13 protein-coding genes and 1 pseudogene are annotated in these 18,410 nt (G+C 71.0%); 4 read left to right on the top strand and 10 right to left on the bottom strand.

Annotation, left to right across the window (positions count from 1 at the left end):
• Nucleotides 1-9: 9 nt before the first annotated feature.
• Entirely contained in the window at nt 10-2,412 is a 2,403-nt protein-coding gene (locus ACIBFB_RS23980; protein WP_397233764.1) for an FtsX-like permease family protein, read from the bottom strand.
• A 340-nt stretch (nt 2,413-2,752) separates the two neighbouring features.
• Nucleotides 2,753-3,997 (bottom strand): FAD-dependent oxidoreductase, encoded by a 1,245-nt coding sequence (locus ACIBFB_RS23975; RefSeq protein WP_397233762.1) that lies wholly within the window; start codon nt 3,995-3,997, stop codon nt 2,753-2,755.
• A 95-nt stretch (nt 3,998-4,092) separates the two neighbouring features.
• Here ACIBFB_RS23975 and ACIBFB_RS23970 point away from each other — a divergent pair, with 95 nt between their 5' ends.
• Complete coding sequence (locus ACIBFB_RS23970; protein WP_397233760.1) at nt 4,093-5,115, top strand: helix-turn-helix transcriptional regulator; 1,023 nt, start codon at nt 4,093-4,095, stop codon at nt 5,113-5,115.
• 100 nt (nt 5,116-5,215) lie between these two features.
• Here ACIBFB_RS23970 and ACIBFB_RS23965 read toward each other — a convergent pair.
• The 4 genes and pseudogenes from ACIBFB_RS23965 to msrA all read right to left on the bottom strand — a co-directional run.
• A pseudogene (locus ACIBFB_RS23965) lies at nt 5,216-5,338 on the bottom strand (peptide-methionine (S)-S-oxide reductase); the annotation flags it as partial.
• A gap of 383 nt (nt 5,339-5,721) precedes the next feature.
• The gene (locus ACIBFB_RS23960) at nt 5,722-6,993 is read right to left on the bottom strand and encodes a HipA domain-containing protein (RefSeq protein WP_397233758.1); all 1,272 of its coding nucleotides are present in this window, start codon (nt 6,991-6,993) and stop codon (nt 5,722-5,724) included.
• The gene (locus ACIBFB_RS23955; protein WP_397233756.1) at nt 6,986-7,414 is read right to left on the bottom strand and encodes a helix-turn-helix domain-containing protein; all 429 of its coding nucleotides are present in this window, start codon (nt 7,412-7,414) and stop codon (nt 6,986-6,988) included. Before ACIBFB_RS23955 ends, ACIBFB_RS23960 begins: the two co-directional genes overlap by 8 nt.
• Before the next feature lie 262 nt (nt 7,415-7,676).
• Complete coding sequence (msrA, locus tag ACIBFB_RS23950) at nt 7,677-8,360, bottom strand: peptide-methionine (S)-S-oxide reductase MsrA (protein ID WP_397233754.1); 684 nt, start codon at nt 8,358-8,360, stop codon at nt 7,677-7,679.
• Between the two features lie 99 nt (nt 8,361-8,459).
• On the opposite strand from msrA, the gene rarD reads away from it, so the two are divergent.
• The 3 genes from rarD (at nt 8,460) to ACIBFB_RS23935 (ending at nt 11,906) form a co-directional block, all read left to right on the top strand.
• The gene (gene rarD, locus ACIBFB_RS23945; RefSeq protein ID WP_397233752.1) at nt 8,460-9,374 is read left to right on the top strand and encodes an EamA family transporter RarD; all 915 of its coding nucleotides are present in this window, start codon (nt 8,460-8,462) and stop codon (nt 9,372-9,374) included.
• A gap of 117 nt (nt 9,375-9,491) precedes the next feature.
• Entirely contained in the window at nt 9,492-10,313 is an 822-nt protein-coding gene (locus ACIBFB_RS23940; protein ID WP_397233750.1) for a hypothetical protein, read from the top strand.
• A gap of 219 nt (nt 10,314-10,532) precedes the next feature.
• Nucleotides 10,533-11,906, top strand: coding sequence for a hypothetical protein (locus ACIBFB_RS23935; protein ID WP_397233748.1), 1,374 nt, complete (start codon nt 10,533-10,535; stop codon nt 11,904-11,906).
• 212 nt (nt 11,907-12,118) lie between these two features.
• Here ACIBFB_RS23935 and ACIBFB_RS23930 read toward each other — a convergent pair whose 3' ends face one another.
• From ACIBFB_RS23930 to nuoL, 4 genes are all read right to left on the bottom strand, one after another.
• Nucleotides 12,119-13,123 (bottom strand): polyprenyl synthetase family protein, encoded by a 1,005-nt coding sequence (locus tag ACIBFB_RS23930; RefSeq protein WP_397233746.1) that lies wholly within the window; start codon nt 13,121-13,123, stop codon nt 12,119-12,121.
• A gap of 142 nt (nt 13,124-13,265) precedes the next feature.
• Nucleotides 13,266-14,930: an NADH-quinone oxidoreductase subunit NuoN gene (gene nuoN, locus ACIBFB_RS23925; RefSeq protein WP_397233744.1), complete on the bottom strand. Its 1,665-nt coding sequence runs from the start codon at nt 14,928-14,930 to the stop codon at nt 13,266-13,268.
• Nucleotides 14,927-16,462 (bottom strand): NADH-quinone oxidoreductase subunit M, encoded by a 1,536-nt coding sequence (locus tag ACIBFB_RS23920; RefSeq protein ID WP_397233742.1) that lies wholly within the window; start codon nt 16,460-16,462, stop codon nt 14,927-14,929. The genes nuoN and ACIBFB_RS23920 overlap by 4 nt, the downstream gene beginning before the upstream one ends.
• Before the next feature lie 3 nt (nt 16,463-16,465).
• Nucleotides 16,466-18,409: an NADH-quinone oxidoreductase subunit L gene (gene nuoL, locus ACIBFB_RS23915; RefSeq protein WP_397233739.1), complete on the bottom strand. Its 1,944-nt coding sequence runs from the start codon at nt 18,407-18,409 to the stop codon at nt 16,466-16,468.
• Between the last annotated feature and the right edge of the window lies 1 nt (nt 18,410).

Below are 18,410 nucleotides of genomic sequence, written 5' to 3'. Positions count from 1 at the left end.
TTTCTCCTATCACCCTTCAAGCCACGTGCTCTTGTTCGCACCGCGAAGCCGGGCGGTCAGAACCACAACCGCGAGGTATCCGGCACCGATCAGAAGCAGCGGATACGCCACATAGGCGAGCAGTGGGTTCGGAATGAACGTGAGATCCACGATTCCCAGTCCCGCCAATGAGATGAGGGCGCCGACGAGGGGCTCTCCGAGCGCAACCGCGCACACACCGCCCAGCGATGTTCCGACGACCACCGTGATGAGGGTCTTGGTCCTGATCTGGCCGGTGATCTCACTCACCGAGAAGCCGATGGCGGACAGAACACCCATCTTCCTCCGGTCCCTCGACAGGACCAGTTTGAGGAACAGGCTCGTGATGAGTACCGCGACACCGATTCCGAAGACGAAGGACAGGACGGCAGCGCCCTGAAAGGCACTGACGACGTAGGACATCGTCTGCTGGACGTACTCCCGCATCGGGATCACGTTGGCCGTCGGGAATCGCTCGCCGTAGTCGGCCGCGACGGCGGCGGGGTCCGTTCCCTCGGCCACGTTCGCGTAGATCACGTAGCCGGACGCGCCGGTCGTCACCTCACCCTGCATCTTGGCGGTGTACCCACCACTGGTGACGTCCTGATAGATACCGCTGACGACGAGTGCGGTCGGCTCTCCGCCGTCGTGGAGGGTCAGCTCGTCTCCGGTCGAAACCTGGTACCTGTCCGCGTTCAGGACGGAAAGTGCGATCTGCCCCGGCCCCGGACGCTCGCCCTCCAGGAAATCGACCGTGCCACCGGAGTAGTCACCCACTTCGACGCGGAATGTGGCCAGCCCCTCGTCTCCTTCGGCCTCGCTCAGCACGTTGGCGAAGGCGCGCACATCCGTCAGCCGGTCATCGTTCCGCATCCTCGAGAGCACGTCCTCGCGGACGTCGTCGACATCATCCGAGAATTGCAGATCAGCGCGCAGGTCGCTCTCCGCGGCCCCCATGTACGTGACGAAGCGAGGGCTTTCGAACGTGCTGAGCAGATTCAGCGGGATCGTCATGAGGACGGAGACGAGGAAGAAGACGATGGGGATCAGGAGCCACTGTCCGCTCTCCGCCCGAAGGTCCAGAAGGGCGAGGCGTCCGTTGACGCTTCCGCCGCGAGGGGAGACGAGGCCGGTCCGCCGAACTCGCCTGGCCTGCCGTTCGGCGCGGCGCGCGGTCCGCCGATCGTCGAGCGTGCTGCCGTGGACCAGAGCGTTGACCACCTGGATCTTCCTGACCCTGCCGAGGACGCCTCGGCAGATGCCGATGACGAACAGGTAGACGAGCGCGAGCGAGATCAGGGGCACCAGGATCGTCGTGAGGCCCAACGGCGCCTCGGCGTAGTTCACCTGGATGCTCCGCGTCAGCAGATCGGTCGCGAAGACGGCCAGGACTCCACCGATGACGCAGGCGAGGAAGGCCATGACGCTGTACTTCGACAGGTACAGGCCGGCGATCGCCCTGTCGGAAAGGCCGACGGCCTTCATCGCGCCGATCTCGCGGACCTCGTCCTCCAATGTCCCGCGGATCACGAAGCGCAGGCTGAGAAGCGCGATCGCGATGAGGAGAAGGCTCGCGAACACCAGTGCCAGCGCCAGCAGGCCGTCACTGAACGAATTGAGCAGCCGGATCAACTCGTAGGTGACCGCCTGGCCGTTCTTCGGCAGGGTCTCGTCGGACTCGTACGCACGCTGGAACTCGGACGTCGAGGATGGATCGGTCAGCCGATACTCGACGATGATCTCGGGGACGCCGCCTCCGGAACGGTCCAGTTCCGCGAAGTCTGCTTCGGAGACCAGGAACCGTGTGGCGGAGGACAGCGACGACGCCATCTGCGCATCGCGCACGAACCCTTGGACGCGCAGATCGTGGGCTCCGGCGTCTGTCATGACGCTGAGTTCGTCGCCGACCCGGAGGTCGTATCTCCGCTGGTAATCCACCGGGACGTAGACCTCGCCCCGGGAAGGCCGTGGAATCGCCCCGGACTCGTCGATCAGGAAGTCGAATTCCCGGTTCTGCGTCACGAAGAGGTTGTCGATCAGGCTGTCGGAAAGACCGCCCGACTCGCCGGTCGAGGGACGCTGCCAGCCGATGGCCGCGCCGTCGAAGCCGAGCATCTCCTCCACGAGCCACGCATCGACCTCCGGATGCTCCGAAGCGAACCGGTGCAGCGCGCCCTGGTCGTAGTCGCCCTTGTGCATCTGCAGGAAATGCGGCGGCTCCGCCTCGTCGAAGATCTGGTCGACCGATCCGACCAGGCGCTCCATGACCATGGACCCGGTGGCCATCAAGAATGCGCTGAGGATCAGAATCACGGCGAGCGCGATGTTGACGCCCCTGTTCTTGACCAGGTCATTGCGCGCGTACCGGAGGTAGAGAGACCCTCTCCTGTTCATCCGAAGCTCCCAAGGCCTGGCATCCGCACGGGCGTTCCCGCGTCTACGCACGGGCGCGTGTCCGCGGACACGTCCACCCCCGCGCACGGCTCGACGTGTTCTCGAAGTGCTGGACCACCGGTACCTCCTACGGCCGAGGGCGCCACGGCGCCCTCCGACGGCTACTCGAACGGGAGCCCCTGGCGGAAGGCTTGGCGCAGGGCGGCTCACGACCCGATCCTGTCGGCCGCGGACCCTGACCCACCTCCGGCGCCGACCCTGAGCCCACCCTGAACCACGGATCCGGGCGGACGGGATCGAGCGGAACTACGCGCGCGCCGCCCACGGGCGAGGTGGATCGTCAGCGACGACGGTTCAGCCGGGTGGCCGCGGCCAGGAGGGGGGTGACCGCGGCGGTGGCGGCGGCGCCGAAGGGAGTGCCGGTGGCGTGGAACAGGCGGACCGTCCTCATGGCCAGGGTGAGCAGCTCGGCGCCGCGCTGACGCATGTCCGCCTCGAATCCGCTGACGGCCGCGCCGAGCCCGGTGTCGCCGTCCCTCACGTCACGCAGCCGTTCGAGCAGGCTGGCGGCGTCGATGATCGCCGCCCCGGCACCCATGCCGGCGGTCGGCGGCGTCGCGTGGACGGCGTCACCGAGCGCGGTGATCCGGCCCGCGGGCCACGGAGCGAGATCCCGGGCCCGCGTCGAGGCGGCGTTGAAGCGGTACGGGGCCACGCTGCCCGGGTCCGTGCGGGCGACGACCTCCAACGTCCGCTCGGCCCAGCCCCGCTCGCGGAATCGGGCCAGGAGCGCGTCCCTCAACGCGTCTGCGCGCAGTGCGCGCAGCGCCTCGGTGGCCGCGGACTCGGGGAGCATCGCTCCCCAGATGTAGGTGGGACCGGTCGTGATCGCCGACCGCAGTTCGGGGGCGTCGATCACCGCGTTGCCCACCGGATCGAGGAAGCCGACGTAGAGCGCCGCGCCCCGGGGAGCGATCGCCAACCCGGATCGGGGCCCGAGTCGCTCCCGCTCGTGAGGACTCAGGTCGCCGAGGCGGGTCCGGCCGGAGAACCCGATGTAGCCCGCCGGGGCGTGGGTCGGGCCTCCCGCCAGATGGCGCGCGACGAGGGAGTGGGTGCCGTCCGCGCCCACCACCAGATCAGCCGAGACGGGTTCGGCGTCGGCGAACCGCACCAGCGGAGACCCGTCCTCACCGCGGCCGACACCGGTCACCGCCCGTCCCAGGCGGAGGTCGTCGCCGACCGCCTCGGCCAGCAGCGTCCGAAGGGTGACGCGGTCCACGTCCACCCCGGAATCGCCGCTGAGGTCCGGCCCCCGCCCGAGCAGCCGCCCGTGCCGGTCCCAGAACGCGTCGCGGTCGCGCAGCCGCAGCGCCGAGGCCGACGCGAGCAGCCGCTCCATGATCGGCGGATCGACCAGCTCCCGCAGAGCCGACTGTGCCCGCTCGTGCAGGGTGATGTGGTAACCGCCGGTCACCGCCACATCGGTGTCGCGTTCGAACACCGATACCTCGAACCCCCGACGACGCAGCCCAGCACCCAACGCGAGACCACCGATCCCGCCACCGACAACGACGACGCGCATGTTCATGCATCCCCTCACTGACCGTTTGCCGTTCGGATCCGACAATGGCATCAGTAGTGGACGCCCAGTGGCCAGTACCCACCTAGGATGGCGTGATGGCGACCACCTCACAGCGCGCGCTGCGCCTGCTCTCACTCCTCGGAGCGCGCGGGCAATGGCCGCTCGGCGAGCTCGCCGACCGGCTCGGGGTCAGCGAACGCACGGTCCGCCGCGACATCGAGACCCTGCGCCTGCTCGACTACCCGATCACCACGGTCCACGGGCCGGGCGGCGGCTACCGGCTCGGCACCGGCCACACCCTTCCGCCGCTGCTGTTCGACCACGACCAGGCCCTCGCTGTGGCGGTCGCCCTCCAGACCGCGCCCAGCACGGTGTTCGGCCTCGGAGACGACGCGGCACGGGCGCTGACGGCCCTCGTACAGGTGATGCCCCCTCCGCTGCGGGCGTCCATGGAATCCCTGCGTCTGACCAGGCTGCGGAACTACTGGGAGTTCCCGGCTCCACCCATCGACCCCGCCGCGCTCACGACCGTGGGCGCCGCGGTCCGCCACCGCCGCGTGCTCGTCGTCGAAACCCTGCGCGCCGACGGCTCACGCCCGGTGCCCGGCGAGGACGGGTTCCTGCCCGCCCGCCGTGTCGAGCCCCACCACCTGGCCGTCTGGGCCGCCCGGTGGTACCTGGTCGCCTATGACGTCACGGACGGCGACTGGCGGGTGCATCGTGTCGACCGCCTCCGCACCCGCCCGACGACGGACCGGTTCGCCCCCCGGGAGGTTCCTGGAGGCGATCTCGCGCAGTACGTCATGGGCAGCCACGATCGGGGCGACACACCGGACACGTGGGAGTGCACCGGCAGCGCCCGGCTCGACCTGCCCGCCGGTACCGTCGCCCGTTGGGCGCCGGGCGGCTCGGTCGTCGAACACCTCGACGCCGACCACTGCCGACTCACGCTCGGAGCGTGGTCCTGGGCGGGCGTCGCCGGTATCCTCGCCACCTTCGACGCCGACCTCACCGACGTCCGCCCTCCGGAACTCGTCCGCGCCTTCCACCGCATCGCGCGCCGCTGGGCCACCGTCCCGGACGCCCGCGATGGGAGCGGGACGGCGTCGTCCCCGTGACGGTCGGTCGTGGGAGAGCCCCGTGTGTGCGTGTCCGGGACGGAAGGACGGCCTGCCCCGGACCGGCCGTTCCCCGGGCGTACCCGTGTGCGCGGGCGTACTACTCGACCGAGGATCCGGAGGGAGGCTCGTCCGAGGTGGCGACGCCGATCGGGCAACTGGCGCCGGTTCCGCCGATCCCGCAGTAGCCGTTGGGATTCTTGTCCAGGTACTGCTGGTGGTAGCGCACAATCGGGCATTTCCGTGCGATGAGGAAGATGGTCAGCTTACGGCGACGATCTGGCAGGGCTCCTGGCCAGCCTCAGCCCACCTGCCGCTGACCAGTGGCAACGCCACCGCCGAGAGAAACGCCCTCCAGGCCGCCGAATGGTGTCGAACCCCGGCCGCTGAGAGCACGGACGGCGAAACACCGCTGGTGCCACATCCCCGGTCTCGCGTCCCACTGCTGCGCCAAGGTGGACCATGCTGGTTCGGGAGCGTTCCACCCTGTACCAGGATCGAACCACGGTTCGAGGCCTCGCCCCACTCCCTACCCACCCTGTGCCCACGGCGGGACGAGGCCCCATGGCAGGAGTCTCGGGAGATCATGGGCGAAGCCACCGGGTATCAGTGACCGCCGAGGCGGTCCAGGATGTGCTGGGTGTGGACCCGCAACACGGGAAGGGCCCTCTCAGCCACCTCCTCGGCGCCCGGGGCGACATCGGCAAGTCCTTCCAGTACTTCCTCGAACGCCTTCGGGAACGCCTCAGCCACCATCGCCACGCGCCCGATCAGGAGTTCCGGATCCAGTCCGAGGGTTTCAGCGGCCTTCCTCAGTTGGTGGCGCCTGATCCGTGACGCGATGCGTTCGCCGCCGATGGATAGGGCCACCGACCTGTCGACCTTCCGAGCGTCGTAGGCCAGACCCGTGGCCAGGTCGTAGAGCGGAGCCACACGGGTCAGCCCTGGTGCGCGCAGGAGAGAGACGTTCTTCGCGTGTCCGTCGGGAGCACCGGCCACCAGGTTGACGAGCAGGAAGTCCGCGAGGGCGAGCCGGTCGTCGAACAGGCCGGTCGACTCGCGGGTGAGGACCCGCATCATGTCCCTCAGCCCCGGACCGTCGCGGGACTCGTACTTGTGCGCGGGCATGCGCCCGCACGCCTGCGCGAAGTCCTCCTGGTGCGTGCGCAGGACGCGGCCGGCTTCCAGGGACCGGTCGAAGCGGTCGATCACGATGGCCCACTGGTCATCGAACCGGGCGAGGGTACTCTTGGCGACGACCACACCCACGGCCGAGGCCGCCTCCATGGTGACGTGCTCGACCAGGGCCTGGTGGTGCAGCTGCCTGATCCCCGGCTTGACGATGTGCGTGGTGGCGGCGCTGCCGTGGGCCGTGTGCCAGCGCCCGTCGATCCTCGCAAGTGCGAACTTCTCCTGCTGCCCACCCAACGACCAGTGTTCACCGGGCATCGTCCAGGACGGCTCATCACCGGCGAGTGCGCGGATCCGCGCGGCGATCTCGGTGTCGCTGGTCGGTTGGTGTTCGCCCTCGCGTGTCCGAAGCTCCTCCAGGTCCTCCTCGCGACAGAACTGGACGGCTCCCGGACAGTCCCAGCCCATCGCCGCGAGGATGCCGAACGCGTCGTCCACGGCGACCCCGAGCTGGTCGGACCACGCGGCACGGGCGTCCTCGTTCTCGGGAAGCAGCCCGAACAGGTACGGCTTGACTCTCGTCGCCGGGTGGGCGCCTCGTTGGATGGGCAGGCGCGCGGACAGTGCCACCTCGCCGTTTCGCACGTACTCGGCCGTGTAGGAGAACGTGGGATCGTCGCCGGAGGCCGCGCGCTCCAGGTGTCCCGCCACGTGGCCTGACAGCAGGACGGCCAGGCGCTCAGTCATCGCGGTTGTCCCTGCCTCCGGCGCCCGGAAGACCCCAGGAGGCCCGACGCGCCTGTGAGGCCGCGCGCAGACCAGCGCCGACTTCGTCCGGCGGGTCCTGGTGGGTTCTCGGCTTCCGCGCGGACACGGCACGGCTCCGATCGGGGCTCGGTCGTGCCTGTGGCGCGTCGCTGTTCGATCGCAGAGTCAGGGTGAGGCCCAGGGCGGCGAGCAGCCGAAGGAGGGGCTCCAGTTCGGCGCCGCGGTGACCTGCTTCGACGCGAGCCAGCCAGGAGCGGGCAACGCCCGCCCGGGCTGCCAGGGCCGCCTGACTGAGACCCTGGGAGAGCCGGGTGTCGCGGACCAGGCCACCGAGCTTCGACCACCCCGTCAGGGTGAACTCTTCCGGCATCGCATCTTCTCCGTCCTCGTTCGAGGACATTGTAAGCACGTCCTCGAACGAGGACAACTGCGATTTGTCCTCGAACAGGGACAGCGGAGACGGGTTCTGGCGGTGTGGCGCATACGTGGTGAAGCCCCGTGCATGACCAGGGAATGCCGTCCACTGTGAGCCGCGCGCTCCGAGTGGCGGACAGAGGGCACCTACCGCTGTCGCAACGTCGGTGAGCCGCCCCCACCATCATCGAAGGACGGCTGAGCCATCGTTCAGCCGTCCTTCGGGCGTACCCGTGTGCGCGGGCGTACTACTCGACCGAGGATCCGGAGGGAGGCTCGTCCGAGGTGGCGACGCCGATCGGGCAACTGGCGCCGGTTCCGCCGATCCCGCAGTAGCCGTTGGGATTCTTGTCCAGGTACTGCTGGTGGTAGTCCTCGGCGAAGTAGAACGCCCGCAGCGGAGCGATCTCGGTGGTGATCGGACCGTAGCCCGCCCGGGTCAGGACCGGCTGGAAGGCGTCCCGCGTGGCCTCGGCCGCGGCCCGCTGGGCGTCGCCGTGGTAGAGGATCGCCGACCGGTACTGCGTGCCCACGTCGTTGCCCTGGCGCATCCCCTGGGTGGGGTCGTGGCCCTCCCAGAACACCTTGAGGACCTCGGCGTAGGAGATGCGGGCGGGGTCGAAGACCGCGCGCACCACCTCGGTGTGGCCGGTCCGCCCCGAGCACACCTCCTCGTAGGTGGGGTTGGGCGTGTATCCGCCCGCGTAGCCCACGGCGGTGGTGAGGATCCCGCGCTCCGCGCCCAGCCGCCAGAACATCCGCTCGGCGCCCCAGAAGCAGCCCATGGCGACGTCGGCGATCTCGTGGCCCCCGGGGTAGGGCGGGGCGAGCGGCGTGCCCAGGACGGTGTGCCGCGCGGGCACCGGCATCGGGGTGTCCCGGCCGGGCAGGGCGCGCGCCGGGTCGACCATGGTCGTCTTCGAACCGAACATGCGTCCAGACTAGCCACGGTCGGGCGGGTGCGCACGGGTCGTCCACAGGTGTCCGATATCCCGAAGACACCCAGGTGGCTTCGTCCTACGATGGGATTCGTGCCCGAATCCAACCGCGGCGTCGCCATCGGCGCGAGCGCCTTCGTCCTGTGGGGCTTCGCGGCCCTCTACTGGCCCTTCCTCTCCGCCTCCGAACCCAGCGAGATCCTCGCCCACCGCATGGTGTGGTCTCTCCTCGCGATGTGCGTCTTCCTCCTGCTCGCCCGGCGCGGCTGGGCCTGGCTGCTCCCGGTCCTGCGCAGTCCCCGCCGCTTCCTCCCGGTCGCCGCCGGGGCCGTCCTCATCGGGCTCAACTGGTGGGGGTTCATCTACGCGGTCTCCGTCGCGGAGACCCTCCAGGCATCGCTCGCCTACTTCATCAACCCGATGATGGCGGTCTGCCTCGGTGTGGTCGTCTTCTCCGAACGCCTGCGCCCCACCCAGTGGGTCGCGGTCGGCCTGGGCGTCGCCGCGGTCGGGGTCATGACCGTCGCCTACGGCTCCGCCCCCTGGCTCGCCCTCCTCATGACGGCGTCGTTCGCCGCCTACGGCGCGGTCAAGAAGTACGTCGACCTCGACGGCATGCAGAGCCTGACCGTCGAGACGCTCGTCATGTTCCCGCCCGCGCTCGGCTACGTCGTCTACCTGGAGCTGACCGGGAACGGAACGTTGTTCTCCGTCTCCCCCGGGCACACGGCCCTGCTGGTCGGCGGCGGGTTCGTCACCGCCCTGCCGCTGCTGCTGTTCGGTGTGGCCGTCAGACTCGTGCCGATGAACGTCATCGGCATGCTCCAGTACATCGCGCCGTCGATCATCTTCGTCATCGGCTGGCTGGTCCAGGGCGAGGAGATGCCGGCGAGCCGGTGGTTCGGGTTCGGGTTCGTGTGGCTGGCGGTGCTGGTGTTCGTGGTCGACCAGATTCGCGCCTCCGCCTCCCGTGAACGCCGCGCCAGAGCCACGGCGCCCGCCGACTGATTCCGCTTCCCCGGTTCCGGCAAACCGAAACTACCCTCAGTGACTCTGTGCTAACGTCGGGTCGCGGGTGGGGGTCGACCCACCCCGACCACAGCACACGTCGCGGAGGAACCGCCCATGCCCGCCACCAGCCGAGCCGGACGCGCTGCCCGCGCCGCCTCGGCCGTGTGCACGCTGGCGCCCTCCCTGCTCGGCCTTCCGCTGCTCGTCGGCGCCTTCCTCACCACGCTGTGGCTGTTCGGCGCGGCCCCGGCGCACGCCGACGGGCTCGGTCTCCAGGACACCCGTCCGCTGGCCGACACCGCGCCGCTCACCGAGGTCGTCCGGGTGACCGGCCCGGTCACCTCCACCCTCGGCACCGTCCACCAGGGGCTGGAGGAGCGCGCCGAACGCACCGCCGGGCGGGCCGTCGGCCTGCCCGAACCGGCCCAGGCGGTCGGCGAGGTCAGCGCCGGGGCCCGCCGCGTCGTCGAGGAGATCCGCCCCGAGCGGCTCGACACGCCCGCGACCGACCTCCTCCCCGCTCTGGCGGACCTCGGCGGCGAGGGCGCCACGCGCGCCCCCCGCGCGGAGTCCGCCCCGGCGGTCCCCGCCGAGGAACGCACCGACCGGCCGACCCCCGCGTCGGGCACCGACGCCCCGACCGCCGTCGGCTCCGTGCCGCGGCCCCACTCCGCCGGGACCGCCGCCCCCGCGACACCCCGCCGCTCCGACGAGGGCGCCCCCGCGGCCCAACGCGACGCCGACCGCCTCGGCGGCCACCTGACCACCGGCTCGACGCCCACAGCCGGGGGCTCCTCCCCCGCGCCCGGCGTCGCCGGATACCTCACCTCCACCGCCGTGGCCGCCCCGGCCTCCGCGCCGGTCCGGCCGACCGACACCCGGCTGCACGCCGTGCCGGTCGACCCCGCCGACGACCCCACGGTCTCGCCCGACTAGGGACGGTCCTCCTCAGGCACGCCCGCCGTGCCCCTCGGACCGTTCCCAGCCCGGGCTCCTCGCGCCCACCCACGTTCTGGGAGCTGACCTGAGTCCCGTGGGCTCACTCACGTGATTCATGTCAGCCGGTGGTCCTCAGCTCCTCCGGCTCCGGCCCCGCGCCCCCGTCGCGCGACAGGCCGCCCCGTATCCACGCAACGCAGCTTTGGAAGGTTAACCATGACGCAGGTCAAGCGGACCTCAGCCCGGACCCTCGTCCTCGCCGCCGGGACGGCCGGCTTCGTCGCCCTGGGCGTCGGCATCTCCGGGGCCGACGCACTGGAGTCCCCCACCCGCGAGGTCGCTCCCATCGTCGAGCGGGCCCTCGTCGAGGGCGTCGCCCCGACCATGCGGGGGCTGGCCCCCGACGGCGCCGTCCCGATCGCCGACGCCGCGCTGTCCGAACTCCAGCGGGCCGCGCACGACCCGGCCAAGCCCGCCCCCGACCTGTCCGCGCCGCTGCCCGAGTCCGGCCGCCTGGCCACCCCCGCGGGCGAGTTCGACAGCCCTCTGCCCGCCGTGCGCCACGCCGTCGCCGGGGTGCAGGACGCGACCGGGCTGGACGGGGACCCGCACCACACCGTCGGTCACGCGGCCGGTGACTCCGTGACCGGCACCGCCCAGGACGCCGGGAACTCCCTGGAGGACACCGGGGGCATGGTCGAGGGCACCGCCCGCCACGCGGGCGGCCGGGTCGAGAGGTCGGCGGGCACACTGCTGCCGCACACCGTCCACGCCGCGCACGAGCTCAAGAACGAGCTGGACGTCCCCTCCACCTCCGACCTGGCCCGCATGGCCGCCCCCTCCCAGTTGCCCGAGCCCGCCGACCTGACCAGCGGCGCGAGCCTGCCGCTGGACGTGGACTCCAGCCTGACCGACGGCTCCGGCCTGCCCCAGCCCGCCGACCTGACCGACCTGACCGGTGAGAACACGCTCGCCCTCAGCGACATCGTGGACCTGGGCGAACAGCTGGGCGGCCCGACCGGAACCGTGCACCAGAGCTCGGCCGCCACCGCCGTCCCGAACGTGTGGGACATGGCCTACGTCTTCGGTCTGGAGACCCCCAAGCAGGCCCAGGACCTCGTGGAGTCCACCCCGGTCACCGACGACAACTACGTCGACCTCGGGGAGGGCGAGATCCTCGGGATGGTCGGCCAGCGCAACATGGAGGACCCGCTCGCCATGACCGTCGCCCAGAGCGCCCCCGGTTCCGACGGGGTCGGCGACGGGGGCGGCCTGCTCCCCCAGATGCCCAAGGTGACCGAGATCGCCCCGATGCCGCAGATGCCGCAGGTGACCGAGATCGCCGAGATCCCCGACCTGACCGAGGGCGGGCTGCCGCGCGTGGCCGAGGGCGCCGACACCCAGACCGTCGACGACCTGTTCACCACGCTCGGCCAGGGCCCGTCGGCGCTGGGGGAGCTGGACACCAGCGACCTGGTCTCGATCGAGGGCGGCGGCCCCGTCCAGGCCCCGGCGGCCGACGACGGCATGACCCACCACCCGACCTTCACCGACCTGCCCGGCCACGAGGCCCTGCCCGCGGTGAGCTGACGCGCTCCGGACGCGGCGAAGACCCCGCCACGACGGTGTCCGGGGAACGCCGCGGGACCGGGGCGGTCTGATCAGCCTGTGCGCCGTACGACCGAACGCTCGGCTGGGGTCTCCCAGCCGAGCGTTTCACGTGGGCGGCCGTCGGACACGGCGTCGCGTCATCCGACGGGTGCCGCGGCGCCGACGGCGGGTGGGCGGGGCGCGGCCCGGGATCAGCCGGAGCGCCGCACCACGTAGGCGCACAGGGCCTCGAACGCGCCGCGCGCCGGGCCCTGGGGGAGCGTGGCCAGCTCCTTGCGCGCCAGTTCGGCCCAGCCTTCGAGGGTCGCCTCGGCCTCGGCCATCGCCGGGTGCCGACGCAGCAGCGCCAGGGCCTCCTCGGCCTCCTCGTCGCCGAGCGGGCGGCCGAGCAGCGACCGCAGCCGTTCGTCCTCCGGGGCGGTCGACCGCAGCGCGTAGAACATCGGCAGGGTGAGCACGCCCTCCCGCAGGTCCGTGCCGGGCGTCTTGCCGGAGTCGGCGGTCTCGCTGGCGACGTCGAGCAGGTCGTCGGAGATCTGGAAGGCCATCCCCAGCGCGTCGCTGGCACGGGTCAGGGTGCCCACGGTCTCCGGGTCGACCTTGCCGAACATGCCGCCGAACTCGGCCGAGGACGCGATGAGCGACGCGGTCTTGTCGCTGATCACCTGGAGGTAGTGGTCGAGCGGGTCGGTGCCCTCCGGCGGGCCGGAGGTCTCCAGGATCTGGCCCTGGACGAGGCGGCCGAACGTGGCGGCCTGCAACCGGACCGCCTCGGAGCCGAGGTCGGCGAGCAGCTCGGAGGCCTTGGCGAACACGTAGTCGCCGGTGAGGATGGCGATGTTGTTGCCCCAGCGCTGGTTGGCGCTGGGCTCGCCGCGGCGCAGCTCGGCCTCGTCCATGACGTCGTCGTGGTAGAGCGTCGCCATGTGGGTCAGCTCCACCACGGCCGCGGCCGGGATGAGGTCGGGCACGGTCGGGTCGCCGAACTGCGCGGCGAGCAGCACGAGCGTGGCACGGAACCGCTTGCCCCCGGCGGAGATCAGGTGGGAGGCGGCCTCGGTCAGCATGGGGTTGCTGGACTCCACGGTCGACCTGAGCAGGCTCTCGACCTCCTCAAGGCCGGCCTGGACCTCTCGGGCGAGTGTCGGGTCGACTCTCGGCAGAGCGAGAAACCCGCTCGGGACAGCACCGCTCACCGTAAAGCTCCACCTGTCGAGAGGGCGCGCGGGCGGTCCTCGGACGAGGAGGACCACCCGCGCGCTCAGCACATGAACATGATCCGACTTGCCACGGTATCCGACCCGGATTGAACAGCCAAAGCCACACCCGGGTACACGCTCACTCGCCCCCGATATCCGCTGTGACCTGGTACACCGTCACCGATGCGGGCTGCGAACCCGGTTCCGAGGCCGGCAGGAGGTTCTCCAGCAGCGGCCCCGGGAGGACACCCAGCAGCAACGTGGCGGCCACCCCCAGGGCGATGACGCCGCCGGTGAACACTCCCGCCGGAGCGACCGTCGGCCCCTCGCCCTCCGGGTCCCTGAAGAACATCACGACGATGATCCGGACGTAGAAGAAGGCGGTCACGGCGCTGCTGAGGACGCCCACGACGACGAGCGGCGCGGCGCCCGCCGCGAGGGCCGCCTCGAACACGGCGAACTTGCCGATGAACCCGCTCGTCAGCGGGATCCCCGCGAAGGCGAGCAGGAACAGGCCCAGCGCCCCGGCCAGTGCGGGGGAACGTCGGCCCAGTCCGGCCCAGCGGTCGAGGTCGCCGAGCTCCTGGCCTCCGTCGCGGGTGCGCACCAGTGTCACCACGGCGAACGCGCCCAGCGTCGTGAACCCGTACGCCGCCAGGTAGAACATGGCGCCCGCGAGCCCCTCGACGCTGTTGGCGACCACGGCGGTGAGCACGAACCCGGCGTGCACGACCGACGAGTAGGCCAGCAGCCGCTTGATGTCGCGCTGCGTCACCGCGATGACGGCGGCGGCGACCATCGTGAGAATCGCCACCGTCCACAGCATCGGCTCCCACAGCTCCGCCGACTCCCCGAACGGGACGAAGAACACACGCAGCAGCGCGCCGAACGCCGCGACCAGCGTGCACGAGGCCATCAGCGCGGTGATCGGCGTCGGGGCGCCCTGGTAGACGTCCGGCTTCCAGTTGTGGAAGGGCACCGCGCCGACCTTGAACAGCAGGCCGACCGCGACCAGGCCGATCCCCATGAGCAGCAGCGGTCGCCCGTCTCCGCCCTCGAAGATCGCCGCGCCCCCGTTCGCCACCGCGACGCGGACGTCGGCGAAGTTCACCGAGCCCGCGTATCCGTAGACCATCGCGATGCCGAACAGGAAGAACGCCGACGCGAACGCGCCGAGCAGGAAGTACTTGACCGCGGCCTCCTGCGAGAAGAGACGGCGGCGGCGGGCCAGCCCGCACATCAGGTACAGCGGCAGGCTCATCACCTCCAGGGCGATGAACATGGTGAGGAAGTCGTTGGACGCCGGGAACATGAGCATCCCCAGCACCGCGAACAGCACCAGCGGATAGACCTCGGTGTGCTGGGAGCCCGCCATGATGTGGGCGCGCTCCTCCTCGCTGCCGGGCACGGTGGCCGCCTGCGCCGCGAAGGCGTCGCGGCCGTGGCGGCGCTCGGCGATCAGCATGAGGCTGGCCAGGGCCAGGACCGTGATCGTCCCCTGGAAGAACAGGACGGTGCGGTCCACGGCCAGCACCCCGGCGGCCAGCAGCGCGCCGCCCTCGGGCACGGTGCCCATCTGGACGAGCAGCAGGACGAACGTGGCGAGCAGGGCGACGACGGCCAGCCCGAGCTGGAGCCCCCGTCGCCGCTGACTGGGCACGAACGCCTCGAAGAGCGTGGCGAGCACGCCCGCCGCGAACACGGTGAGCAGCGGCGCGAACAGCCACCAGTCCAGCTCGGGCGCCGCCTCGGTGAGTCCGGGGAGCGTCGGCTCCACCGCCTCGGCGGGGATGAGGGGGATCACTCCTCGTCTCCTTCCTGTGCGCCGCCGTCGGCGACCGCGCCCGCCTCGGAGGTCTCCTCGGCGACGGTGCGTTCGACGGCGGGGTTGATCACGTCCAGCAGCGGCTGCGGGTAGACGCCGAACGCGATGATCAGGGCGACCAGCGGGCTGACCGCCCAGGCCTCACGGCCGGACAGGTCGCGCAGTCCCGACAGCTTCTCCGGGACCGGGCCGGTCATGGTGCGCTGGTACATCCACAGGATGTAGAGGGCGGCCAGGACGACGCCGGCCGTGGCCAGGACCGCCGGGACCGCGTTGAACTCGTACACCCCGACGAACACCAGGAACTCGCTGACGAACGGGGCGAGCCCGGGCAGCGCGAGCCCGGCCAGGCCCACGACCAGGAAGGTCCCGGCGAGCTTCGGGGCGATCTTCTGCACGCCGCCGTAGTCGGCGATGAGCGCCGAGCCCCGGCGGGCGATGAGGAAGCCCACGATGAGGAACAGCGCCCCCGTCGCGAACCCGTGGTTGACCATGTACAGGGTCGCCCCCGCCTGCCCCTCCTGGGTCAGGGCGAAGATGCCCAGGGTGATGAAGCCGAAGTGGGACACGGACGTGTAGGCGACCAGGCGCATCATGTCGGTCTGGCCGACGGCGAGGATCGCCCCGTAGACGATGCTCACCAGACTCAGTCCGACCACCGGCCACACGAACCACGAGATCGCCCCGGGGAACAGCTCCATGCAGTACCGGAGCATCCCGTAGGTGCCGACCTTGTCCAGCACGCCGACCAGCAGGACCGCCGTGCCCGGCCGCGAGGCACCGGCCGCCGACGGCAGCCAGGTGTGCACGGGCCACATCGGCGCCTTGATCGCGAAGGCGATGAAGAAGCCGAGGAACAGCCAGCGCGCGGTGTCGGGCGAGACCGCGCGCAGCGGGCCGCCGTCCGCGACCAGGTCGGTCCACAGGAAGGTGCCGCCGTACACGTACACGCCGATCACCGCGACCAGCATGACCAGGCCGCCCGCGAGGCTGTACAGCAGGAACTTCACGGCCGCGCGCGACCGCTCGCCGCCGCGCCCGTACCGCCCGATCATGAAGTAGACCGGGATGAGCATCGCCTCGAAGAACACGTAGAACAGGAAGACGTCGGTGGCGGCGAAGACGCCGACCATCATCGCCTCCAGCACGAGGACGAGCGCGAGGTACCCGCGCCCGCCGTCCTCGCGGTCGTCGTGTTCGTTCCACGCGGCCAGGACGACCAGCGGCACGAGCACCGCCGACATCAGGACGAGCGCCAGCGCCACGCCGTCGACGCCGACCGCGTAGTGGACCCCGAAGTAGGGGATCCAGGGGTACACCTCCTCGAACTGGAGCCGCCCCGCGGCCGACACGTCGAAGCGCAGCGCCATCGCCGCGACGACGAGCAGCGTGCCCAGGGAGAAGCCCAGGGCGATCCGCTTCGCGGCCTCCGCCGAGCCGCGCGGGGTCGCCCAGAGGACGACCGCGCCGACCGCGGGGAGCGCGATCGCGATGGTGAGCCAGGGGATCATTGTCTACAACCTCACAACCAGCGTCGCGGCGACGATCACGGCGCCGAAGAGCATGGTGAGCGCGTACGTGCGGGCGAACCCGGTCTGGGCCCGGCCCAGCTCCCGGGAGGAGTCGCGCACGCTCATGCCGAGTCCGTCCACGGCCGCGTCGATGACCTTCTCCTCGACCACGACCATGGCCTTGGTGAGGATCTGTCCGGGCTTCATGAACAGCTCCTCGTTGATCTCGTTGCCGTACAGCTCCCTGCTCGCCGCGACGGTGACGAAGTTCCCGGCGGGCGCGGTCCGCGCGACCGGCCTGCGCAGGTACACCGCCCAGGCCGCCGCCACGCCGAGCACGAGCACGCCCAGGGCCGCCAGACCGTAGGGCGAGGTGAAGGCGTGCGCCACGCTGAAGTGGTGCGGCTCGGCGGCCACGGCCGGAGCCAGGAAGGCCGCGAACCGGTCGCCGAACATCAGGAACGCGCCCAGGGCGGTCGAGCCGATCGCCAGCACGACCATCGGCGCGGTCATCACGCCCGGGGACTCGTGCGGGTGCGCGCCCTCGTCCCACCGCTTCTCGCCGAGGAAGGTCATGAAGACCATCCGCGACATGTAGAAGGCGGTCAGTCCGGCGCCCGCGATCACCGCGGTGCCGAGCACCGTGCCCTGCGTGCCGCCGATGTCGAAGGCCGCGGAGATGATGCTCTCCTTGGTCCACCAGCCGGACAGGAACGGGACGCCGATGATGGCGAGGTAGCCGAGGCCGAAGGTGGCGAAGGTGACCGGCATGACCCTCCGCAGCCCGCCGTACCGGCGCATGTCCACCTCGTCGTCCATGGCGTGCATGACCGACCCGGCGCCCAGGAACAGCCCGGCCTTGAAGAAGCCGTGCGTGACCAGGTGGGCGATGGCGGCGACGTAGCCGACCGGGCCGAGCCCGGCGGCCAGGACCATCATCCCGATCTGGCTCATCGTCGACCCGGCCAGGGACTTCTTGATGTCGTCCTTGGCCGAGGCGATGATCCCGCCCGCGATCATCGTCGCCGCGCCGACCACGGCGACGGCGGTCTGGGCGGCGGGCGCGGCCTCGTAGATCGGCCCGGCGCGCACCACGAGGTACACCCCGGCGGTGACCATGGTCGCCGCGTGGATGAGGGCCGACACCGGGGTGGGGCCCTCCATCGCGTCGAGCAACCACGCCTGGAGCGGGAGCTGCGCGGACTTGCCGCACGCGCCCAGCAGCAGGAGGAGGCCGATCGCGAGCAGCAGGCCGTCGCTGAGCCCCGGCACCTGGGCGAACACGTCGCTGAAGCCGACCGCGCCCAGCGTCGTGTACATGACCATGATCGCCACGAGCAGGCCGATGTCGCCGACGCGGTTGATCAGGAACGCCTTCTTGGCGGCGGTGGCCGCGCTCGGCTTGAACTGCCAGAACCCGATGAGCAGGTAGGACGCCAGGCCCACGCCCTCCCAGCCGAGGAAGAGCAGCACGAAGTTGTCCGCGAGCACCAGCACGAGCATGGCGGCCACGAACAGGTTGAGGTAGGCGAAGAAGCGCCGCCGGTCGGGGTCCTCGGCCATGTAGCCGACCGAGTAGACGTGGATGAGCGTGCCCACGAACGTGATGAGCAGGGCGAAGGTGATCGACAGGGGGTCGATCAGCAGGTTGACCTGTGCCGAGACGCCGCCCGCGGCGAACCACTCGTACACCGGCACCGAGACGGCCCGCGCGTCGGCGGCCCGCCCCAGCAGGTCGAACAGGATGAGGACCGCCCAGGCGCAGGCCGCCGCCGGCAGGGCCACGGCCAGCCAGTGCCCCCAGGCGTTGGTGCGCCGCCCGCCCAGCAGCAGGATCGCCGCGCCCGCCAGGGGGAGGGCGATCAGCAGCCAGGCGTACGACAGCACGGTGCTGTCGGCCGCGACCGCCACCGCGGGTTCGGCGGCGAGGTATGCGTGAGATGTCACT

Origin of the sequence: Nocardiopsis sp. NPDC050513, assembly GCF_044457925.1 — a bacterium.
In the GTDB taxonomy this organism is placed as follows: domain Bacteria; phylum Actinomycetota; class Actinomycetes; order Streptosporangiales; family Streptosporangiaceae; genus Nocardiopsis.
Note: the sequence above shows the minus strand (reverse complement) of the source record. Positions and strands in the feature narration are given on the sequence as shown.

Excerpts from the sequence above, each read along its gene's own strand:
- ACIBFB_RS23935 (WP_397233748.1), top strand. The coding sequence starts at position 10,533 with ATGACGCAGGTCAAGCGGACCTCAGCCCGGACCCTCGTCCTCGCCGCC.
- ACIBFB_RS23970 (WP_397233760.1), top strand. The coding sequence starts at position 4,093 with ATGGCGACCACCTCACAGCGCGCGCTGCGCCTGCTCTCACTCCTCGGA.
- ACIBFB_RS23940 (WP_397233750.1), top strand. The coding sequence starts at position 9,492 with ATGCCCGCCACCAGCCGAGCCGGACGCGCTGCCCGCGCCGCCTCGGCC.
- ACIBFB_RS23960 (WP_397233758.1), bottom strand. The coding sequence starts at position 6,993 with ATGACTGAGCGCCTGGCCGTCCTGCTGTCAGGCCACGTGGCGGGACAC.
- ACIBFB_RS23975 (WP_397233762.1), bottom strand. The coding sequence starts at position 3,997 with ATGCGCGTCGTCGTTGTCGGTGGCGGGATCGGTGGTCTCGCGTTGGGT.
- ACIBFB_RS23955 (WP_397233756.1), bottom strand. The coding sequence starts at position 7,414 with ATGTCCTCGAACGAGGACGGAGAAGATGCGATGCCGGAAGAGTTCACC.
- msrA (WP_397233754.1), bottom strand. The coding sequence starts at position 8,360 with ATGTTCGGTTCGAAGACGACCATGGTCGACCCGGCGCGCGCCCTGCCC.
- ACIBFB_RS23980 (WP_397233764.1), bottom strand. The coding sequence starts at position 2,412 with ATGAACAGGAGAGGGTCTCTCTACCTCCGGTACGCGCGCAATGACCTG.
- ACIBFB_RS23920 (WP_397233742.1), bottom strand. The coding sequence starts at position 16,462 with ATGATCCCCTGGCTCACCATCGCGATCGCGCTCCCCGCGGTCGGCGCG.